The following is an 8,016-nucleotide window of genomic DNA, read 5'->3' on the forward strand; positions in this document are numbered from 1 at the left end:
CGGGCGCGCGCTGCGCAACGTCCGCGCGCCGACGCGTACCTGGACGACTACTTCGACCTGCGGGTGCCGATCAGCGGCGACCGGGCGGGCGGCGTCGACCCGGGGATGCGGTGCGGCGTCGGCAGCCGCGAGGGGCGGGCGGTCGCGTTCGCCGCCCAGACCGGCACCGCGAACACCCCGGCCGGTTTCCGCACCGCGGCACGCCTGATCCGGCTGGCGGAGCGGTTCGCGCTGCCCGTGCTGACCCTGGTGGACACGCCGGGCGCGGCCAACGACGCGGCGGCCGAGCGGGCCGGTGTCGGTGCGGCCATCGCGGAGCTGTTCGCGACCGTCGCCGAGGCCCGCGTGCCGATCACCACGCTGGTCATCGGGGAGGGCGGTTCCGGCGGCGCGTTGGCGCTGTCGTCGCCGGAGCACACGTGGATCACGCCGGACGCCTACTTCTCCGTGATCGCGCCGGAACTGGCGGCGGCGATCCTCAAGCGCGACGACGTGCCCCGGCTCGCGGACGACCTGCGGTTGCGCCCGCAGGACCTGGTGGAGCTGGGCGCGGTCCGCGGTATCTCCCACCGCTAGCCCCGACGCGGCGCACGTCGGCGCGGCCTCCGCGCGGCCTCGACGCCGCCGGGGCCTCGGGCGCAGGTCAGACCGGCAGTTCGCGGTCGACCCAGGCCCCGTGCGGGTGCAGGTGGGCGATGCGCACGTCGTCGTCCCGCCGTTCCAGCCTGATCAGCAGGTGGTCCTCGGACAGCCGCTCCGCCGCGCCCTCGCCCCACTCGACGGCGACCACGGCGTCCACCAGGTCGGTGTCCAGGTCGAGGTCGTCCAGCTCGTCCAGGTGCCCGCCGAGCCGGTAGGCGTCCACGTGCACCAGCGGCACGCCGCGGCCACCCGGCGCGGGGTCGTGCACGCGGGCGATCACGAACGTCGGGGAACTCACCCGACCCGTCACCCCGAGGCCGCCGGCGAGGCCGCGCACCAGCGCCGTCTTGCCCGCGCCCAGCGGACCGGACAGCAGCAGCAGGTCACCGCCCCGCACCAGCCCGCCCAGCCTGCGCCCGAACTCCTCGGTGTCGTGCACCTCGGGGAGCGTCACGCTCACGCTCGCCATCACCACCGCCGCCTGCTTTCCGACCGTTCGGCGGCACTGCGCCGAACCAAGCCGACCAGGTGCCCGGTGACCAGGTCGGGTTGTTCCAACATGAGCATGTGGCCCGCCCCGGACACGCGGACCAGTTCACCGTTCGGGATCTCCTCCGCGATCCGCTCGGCGTGCGAGAACGGCGTCAGCTTGTCCGCGTCACCGCTGATCACCAGCACCTCGCAGTGCCGCAGGCCGGCCAGCGCCTTGTAGCGGTTGTGCGTGCCGAGGGTCTCCAGGAACTCCGTGAGCACCTGCACCGTCGTGCCGCTGATCATCTTCTCCATCAGGTCGACCAACGACGGGCTGACCTCGCCGGTGCCGAACGCCAACGCCCGGATGCCGCTCCACGTCAGCGTGGACGCCCGGCGCCGGACCCACTCCACCAGCCCCGGTTGCAGGCCGGCCAACCGGCCGACGCCCAGCGTCACCGGGTTGTGGCGGGACAGCACGGACTTCGGCAGCCCCGCGCCGCCGACCTCGCCCGCCGCCGTGCCGACGAGCGCCACACCGCGCACCCGCTCGGCGAACAACCTGGGCAGCTGCTCGGCCAGCGCCATGATCGTCATGCCGCCCATGGAGTGACCCACCAGCACCAGCGGCCCGGTGGGCGCCATGGAGCGGATCACCGCGTCGAGGTCCCTGGCGCACTGGTCGATCGTGCTGCCCTCGGCGGTGGACCGGCCGGACCGGCCGTGGCCGCGCTGGTCGTAGAGGACCTGGCGGACGCGCGGCCCGGTGAGCGCGGCCAGGTCGCGGCGCTGGAAGTGCCAGGAGCGGCGGTCCAGCGCGAACCCGTGCACGAGGACGACCGTGAGGTCGGGTTTCCCGCCGTCGGCCGGGTCGACCTCCTCGACCGATAGCGGCACGCCGTCGTCGGCCGCGACGGTGGACTCGCGGTTCGGCGTGAGGCGGCCCAGCGGTTCCTCGGCCAGCGGGTCGTCGGCCTGCCGGTCGTGCGAGACCTTCTTCTGGTTGGCGGCGACGCCGACCGCGACACCGGTCGCGGCGGCACCGATGATGCCGCCGGCCCAGCCGACGGCCTTCCACACGGTGTTCACCGCCGCGTCCCGGCGTAGGTCCTGGTCACGCGCGGCCGGTACATGCCGGTGACGATCTCGTAGTCGATGGTGCCGGTGGTGTCGGCCCACTCGCGGGCCGTGGGCTCGCCGCGGTCGCCGGGCCCGAACAGCACGACCTCGTCGCCCTCCGCCACCACGTCGTCGCCGCAGTCCACCACGACCTGGTCCATGCAGACGCGGCCGACGACCGGGCGGCGGCGTCCGGCGAGCCAGACGTCCATCCGGTTGGACAGGCTGCGCGGCACGCCGTCGGCGTACCCGACGGGCACCAGGGCCAGGTTCGTGTCCCTCTTCGCGGTCCACGTGAGGCCGTAGGACACCGATTCACCGGCCGGGACGCGCTTGGCCAGGGCGACCGTCGAGCGGAACGTCATGACGGGGCGCAGGTCGGTCGGCACGGGCACCGGGTTGAGGCCGTAGATCGCGATGCCGGGGCGGACCAGGTCGAGGTGCAGGTCGGGGCGGGTGATGAGGGCGGCGGAGTTGGCGATGTGGCGGCGCGGGTCCAGGCCCGCGGCGACGGCTTCGCGGTAGGCGTCGTCGAAGCGCTCGGCCTGGGCGTCGGTGGCGCGGTGGCCGATCTCGTCCGCGACGGCCAGGTGCGACCAGATCGAGTGAACTTCGACGTTGTGGGTCTTGGCGGCGCGCTCGACCAGCTCGGGCCAGTCGGCGGCCGGGCAGCCGTTGCGGGACAGCCCGGTGTCGATCTTGAGGTGGACGCGGGCGGTCCGGCCGGCCTTGTCGGCCGCCGCCGAGATCTCCTCCAGCTGGGCGAGCGAGGACGCGGACAGGTCGACGTCCCGCTCGACGCCGGCCGTGTAGTCGGTGCCGGGCGGGTCCAGCCAGGCCAGGACCGGCACGGTGAGGCCGGCCTCGCGCAGCACGAGGGCCTCCGCGAGGGAGCAGGAGCCGAGCCAGGTCGCGCCCGCCTCCACGGCCGCTCTGGCCACCTCCACCGCGCCGTGCCCGTACCCGTCGGCCTTGACCACGGCCATCGTGTCGGCGTTCGGCGCGAGGGCGTCGAGGTGGGCGACGTTGTGCCGGAGGTTGTCGAGGTCGATCACGACCTCAGCGCGAGGAGCAGCCATAACGCCGTTCATGGTGACACAACCGCCTTCGCCCCGAACGCGCGAGTCGACCCTCCGCCTCCCGCGTGTCCAACCTCCGGAACACGCGTGTCCAACCTCCAGAACGCGAGAGTCCTACGTTCAGAACGCGAGAGTCCTACGTCCAGAACGCGAGAGTCCTACGTCCAGGACACCTGAGTTGAACGCTCAGCGCGCACCGACCGGCGGCCGGCGGCGGAACCGGGCGTCCGACGCGCGGGACGTGGGGGGCGGAGCGGTCAGAGGGCGCGGACGGTGCGGATCGCGTCGGGGATCGCGTGCAGGAGGGAACTCGCCGGGATCGGTGCGCCGTCCGCCGCAGCCTCCGCCGCGAGGACGTGCACCCTCGCCGCGCAGCCCGCCGCCAGCACGGGGTCCAGCCCGGCGGCCAGCAGCGAGCCCAGCACGCCGGACAGCACGTCACCCGATCCGGCGGTCGCGGCCCACGACGTGCGGGCCCGGTTGACCAGCACCCGGCCGTCCGGTCCGGCGACGACGGTGGCGTGCCCCTTCAGCAGCACGACGGCGTTGAACCGCTCCGCGGCCTTCCGCGCGGCCGTCACCCGATCGGTGCCGACGGGTCCGGCCAGGCGCTCGTACTCGCGGTCGTGCGGCGTCAGCACGAGCGGGGTGTCGGGGTCGCGCGCGTCCCACAGGTCGGGGTTGTTGGCGAGCATGGTGATCGCGTCGGCGTCCGCGCACACCGGCACGCCCGCCTCCAGCACGGTCCGCAGCACGGCCTCCGAGCCCAACCCGGTGCCCAGGCCGGGCCCGACGACCCACGCCTGCACGCGCCCGGCGTCGGTGATCGACCCGGTGCAGACCGCTTCCGGCCACCGCGCCCGGACGTCCTCGGCCGCCGCACCGGCATACCTGACCAGGCCGGACGTCGACAGCAGCGCCGCGCCCGTCGACAGCACCGCCGCGCCCGGGTACGTCGCGGATCCGGCCGCGACGCCCGTCACGCCCTGGGTGTACTTGTCGTCCTCCGGGCCGGGCACCGGCCACGCCGAGCCGACGTCGGAGAGGTCCAGCTCGACCAGGTCGGGGCCGTGCAGCTCGCCACCGATGCCGATGTCGACCAACCGCACGTCACCGCAGTCGGCCAGCGCGTGCACGGGCTTGAGGCAGCCGAACGTGACGGTCGTGTGCGCCCGCACGGCCGGTCCGGAGGTCGCGCCCGTGTCGGGGTCGACGCCGCTGGGCAGGTCGACCGAGAGCACCGGCGCGTCCAGGTGCGCGACGTGCTCGGCGGCGTCCGGGCGCAACGGGCCGCGGGCGGACAGGCCCACGATGCCGTCGATCACCAGGTCGACGTCGACCAGCTTCGGGACGACCCGCCCACCGGCACGCCGGAACGCAGCCAAGCCCTCGGCGTGCACACGATCAGGCGACAGCAGGACGGCGGACACGGCCACACCGCGTTTGCGGAGGTAGTAGCCCGCCCACAACGCGTCGCCACCGTTGTTGCCCGCGCCGACGAGCAGGCCGACCCGCCGCCCGCCCGCCAGCAGCTCCGCCGCGACCACCGCCACGCCGAACGCCGCGCGGCGCATCAGCGAGCCGGCCGGCACGACCGCCATGACGCGTTCTTCCGCCGCCCTGACCCGATCCGTCGTCCACAGACCCCGCATGGGGCCAAGCCTGCCCTACTCGACCGTGACGGACTTGGCGAGGTTGCGCGGCTTGTCCACGTCGTAACCGCGGCTGCGCGCGATCTCCGCGGCGAGCACCTGCAACGGCACCGTGGAGATCAACGGCTGCAGCAGCGTCGACACCGCCGGGATCTCGATCAGGTGATCCGCGAACGGGCGAACCGTCTCGTCACCCTCCTCAGCGATCACGATCGTGCGCGCACCCCGTGCCTGGATCTCCGAGATGTTGGACACCAGCTTCGAGTGCAGCACCGCGCGCCCCTGGGGCGACGGCATCACCACGACCACCGGCAGGTCCTTCTCGATCAACGCGATCGGACCGTGCTTCAGCTCGCCCGCCGCGAAGCCCTCCGCGTGCATGTAGGCGAGTTCCTTGAGCTTCAACGCGCCTTCGAGCGCCACCGGGTAGCCGACGTGCCGCCCGAGGAACAGCACGGCCTTCGAGTCCGCCAGCTCGCGGCCGAGCGCGCGGACCTGCTCGACGGTGCCCAGCACCTTCTGCACCGCCTCCGGCATGGCCTCGAGCTGGTGGAACTCCCGGGCCACCTCGTCGGGGTACTTCGTGCCGCGCGCCTGGGCCAGGGCCAGGCCGACCAGGTAGTTCGCCGCGATCTGGGCGAGGAACGCCTTGGTCGACGCGACACCGATCTCCGGGCCCGCGTGCGTGTAGAGCACGGCGTCGGACTCGCGCGGGATCTGCGCGCCGTTGGTGTTGCACACCGCCAGCACGCGGGCCTTCTGCGACCGGGCGTGCCGGACGGCCTCCAAGGTGTCAGCCGTTTCACCCGACTGGGACACGGCGACGACGAGCGTGTCGCGGTCCAGCACCGGGTCGCGGTAGCGGAACTCACTGGCCAGCTCGACCTCGACGGGCAGTCGCGTCCAGTGCTCGATGGCGTACTTGGCGACCAGGCCCGAGTGGTAGGCCGAACCGCAGGCCACGACGAAGACCTTGTCCACGTCCCGCAGGTCCTGGTCGGACAGGCGCTGCTCGTCCAGCACGATCCGGCCGTCGCGGAAGTGGCCGCGCAGCGTGTTGGCCAGCGCCTCCGGCTGCTCCTCGATCTCCTTGAGCATGAAGTACTCGTGGCCGCCCTTCTCGGCGGCCGACAGGTCCCAGTTGACCGTGAACGGCTTGGCGACCGCGTCCTGACCGTCGAAGTCGGTCACGCGGTAGCCGTCGCGGTCGATCACCACGAGCTGGTCCTGGCCCAGCTCGACGGCCTCGCGGGTGTGCTCGATGAACGCGGACACGTCGCTGGCGACGAACGTCTCGCCCTCACCGACGCCCACCACCAGCGGTGACGAACGGCGTGCGGCGACGACCACGTCCGGGTGATCGGCGTGCGTGACGACCAGCGTGAACGCGCCTTCCAGGCGGCGGACCACCGTGCGGACGCTCGCGACCAGGTCGCCCTTCGTGTCGCCCTCGTCGTACGCGCGGGCGATGAGGTGCGCGGTGGTCTCGGTGTCGGTGTCGCTGGCCATCTCGACGCCGTCGGCCTCGAGCTCGGCGCGCAGGGCGGCGAAGTTCTCGATGATGCCGTTGTGGACGACGGCGACGCGGCCGGTGACGTCGCAGTGCGGGTGGGAGTTGCGGTCGATCGGCGCACCGTGGGTGGCCCAGCGGGTGTGGCCCATGCCGGCGGTGCCCGTGAAGGCGTCGCGCCCGACCTCGTCCAGGCGGGCCTCCAGGTTCGTCAGGCGACCGGCCTTGCGCTCGACGGCCAGCCCGCCGTCACCGTCGAGGACGGCGACGCCCGCCGAGTCGTAGCCCCGGTACTCCAGCCGTCGCAGCCCGTCGAGCACGACGTCCAGCGCCGACCTGTGTCCCACATATCCCACGATTCCGCACACGCCGACAGCGTAACTAGACCAGGGCCGTCACCCGAAAGGGCCACTTCACTCCGTTTGCGCAGGTCAGTGCCGTAATTGGTGTAGACCAATTGAGGCGTGCGCGCCGGGGACCACGATCGACTACCGTTCGCGGGGTGAGCGGCTACTCGGCGAAGCAGGTGCTCGACCAGCTCAGCAGGCCCGGTGGACACGCCGTGCTGCGCGGCGACCTGGCGTTGGTCGGCCTCCCGGGCCTGGTCTACACGCCCTCGACCGGTTTGGGGCTGCCCGCCGTCGCCTTCGGGCACGGCTGGTTGCAGCCGGTCGAGCGCTACCGGGCGTTGCTGCGGCACCTGGCGTCGTGGGGGTTCGTGGCCGCCGCGCCGGCGACCCAGCGCGGGCCGCTGATGTCGTCGCGGCTGCTGGCCGGGAACCTGCGGACGACGCTCGACGTGTGCACCGGCGTGCGGCTGGGTGACGGCGGGATCAGCGTCGACGCGTCCCGGCTGGCGGTCGCGGGTCACTCGATGGGTGGCGGCGCGGCGGTGCTCGCGGCGGCGGACGACCAGCGCGTGCGGGCGGTCGTGACGCTGGCCGCCTCGGAGACCCGGCCGTCGGCGCTGGACGCCGCCCGGCGCGTGACCGTGCCCGGGTTGCACCTGGCCGGCGGGGAGGACCGCATCGCGCCCCCGGTCGGGCACGCGGAGGCGATCACGGACGCCTGGCAGGGGCCGGTGCAGCTGCGGTCGTTGCCGAAGGCCAGCCACCTCGGGTTCGCGGAGGGGCGGCACTGGAGCGAGCTGCTGCTCGACGGCAAGGGCGAGCGGGCGGCGCAGAAGCTGGCGCGGGCGCTGATGACGGCGTTCCTGCTGCGGACGCTCAAGGGCGAGAAGAAGTGGGACGTGCTGCTGGACGGCGACGTGAAGGGCGCGGTCCTGACCGTCCAGCGCGGCCCCCTGTCCGCAGTCCGCCACTGATACCCACCCGGGGCCGCTGCGAATCCGCCTCGGGCCGCGCTGCCGAGGCCCCTGGTCCGCCACTGGGCCGGTGACCGGGCGCCGGCCAGGGTGCACGCGAGCTGCTGGGGCGTCGACGCGCGGGGGCGGCGTGGTCGTCGATGAGCACCGGGCGGATGTTGGGATCGAGGGTGACGACGCGGTGCGGGTGTTCACGGGACAGCAGGGTCTCGAACGCGG

Annotated in this window: 7 protein-coding genes; 2 read left to right on the forward strand and 5 right to left on the reverse strand. The window is 73.4% G+C overall.

Annotation, left to right across the window (positions count from 1 at the left end; translation table 11 throughout):
• On the forward strand, positions 1–576 hold a 576-nt coding region (locus AB0G02_RS21485; RefSeq protein WP_360797137.1), incomplete at its 5' end, for a carboxyl transferase domain-containing protein.
• Between the two features lie 67 nt (positions 577–643).
• Here AB0G02_RS21485 and tsaE read toward each other — a convergent pair.
• The 5 genes from tsaE to glmS form a co-directional block, all read right to left on the reverse strand.
• Positions 644–1,111 carry a tRNA (adenosine(37)-N6)-threonylcarbamoyltransferase complex ATPase subunit type 1 TsaE gene (gene tsaE / locus AB0G02_RS21490; RefSeq protein ID WP_360797149.1) on the reverse strand — a complete coding sequence of 156 codons (468 nt, stop codon included), beginning with the start codon at positions 1,109–1,111 and terminating at the stop codon, positions 644–646.
• Positions 1,111–2,202 (reverse strand): alpha/beta hydrolase, encoded by a 1,092-nt coding sequence (locus AB0G02_RS21495; protein ID WP_360797139.1) that lies wholly within the window; start codon positions 2,200–2,202, stop codon positions 1,111–1,113. The genes tsaE and AB0G02_RS21495 overlap by 1 nt, the downstream gene beginning before the upstream one ends.
• Positions 2,199–3,311, reverse strand: coding sequence for an alanine racemase (gene alr / locus AB0G02_RS21500; protein ID WP_360797141.1), 1,113 nt, complete (start codon positions 3,309–3,311; stop codon positions 2,199–2,201). Before alr ends, AB0G02_RS21495 begins: the two co-directional genes overlap by 4 nt.
• Before the next feature lie 257 nt (positions 3,312–3,568).
• Positions 3,569–4,963 (reverse strand): NAD(P)H-hydrate dehydratase, encoded by a 1,395-nt coding sequence (locus tag AB0G02_RS21505; protein ID WP_360797143.1) that lies wholly within the window; start codon positions 4,961–4,963, stop codon positions 3,569–3,571.
• A 15-nt stretch (positions 4,964–4,978) separates the two neighbouring features.
• The gene (gene glmS / locus AB0G02_RS21510) at positions 4,979–6,841 is read right to left on the reverse strand and encodes a glutamine--fructose-6-phosphate transaminase (isomerizing) (protein ID WP_360797145.1); all 1,863 of its coding nucleotides are present in this window, start codon (positions 6,839–6,841) and stop codon (positions 4,979–4,981) included.
• A gap of 134 nt (positions 6,842–6,975) precedes the next feature.
• Here glmS and AB0G02_RS21515 point away from each other — a divergent pair, with 134 nt between their 5' ends.
• A complete protein-coding gene (locus AB0G02_RS21515) occupies positions 6,976–7,797 on the forward strand; it encodes a dienelactone hydrolase family protein (protein ID WP_360797147.1) in 822 nt (273 codons plus the stop codon).
• The last annotated feature ends 219 nt before the right edge of the window (positions 7,798–8,016 follow it).

The sequence above is a fragment of the Actinosynnema sp. NPDC023658 genome (assembly GCF_040639995.1).
Lineage (GTDB): Bacteria > Actinomycetota > Actinomycetes > Mycobacteriales > Pseudonocardiaceae > Actinosynnema.

Coding starts and splice junctions, on each gene's coding strand:
- alr (WP_360797141.1), bottom strand. CDS start 3,311: ATGGCTGCTCCTCGCGCTGAGGTCGTGATCGACCTCGACAACCTCCGG.
- AB0G02_RS21505 (WP_360797143.1), bottom strand. CDS start 4,963: ATGCGGGGTCTGTGGACGACGGATCGGGTCAGGGCGGCGGAAGAACGC.
- tsaE (WP_360797149.1), bottom strand. CDS start 1,111: ATGGCGAGCGTGAGCGTGACGCTCCCCGAGGTGCACGACACCGAGGAG.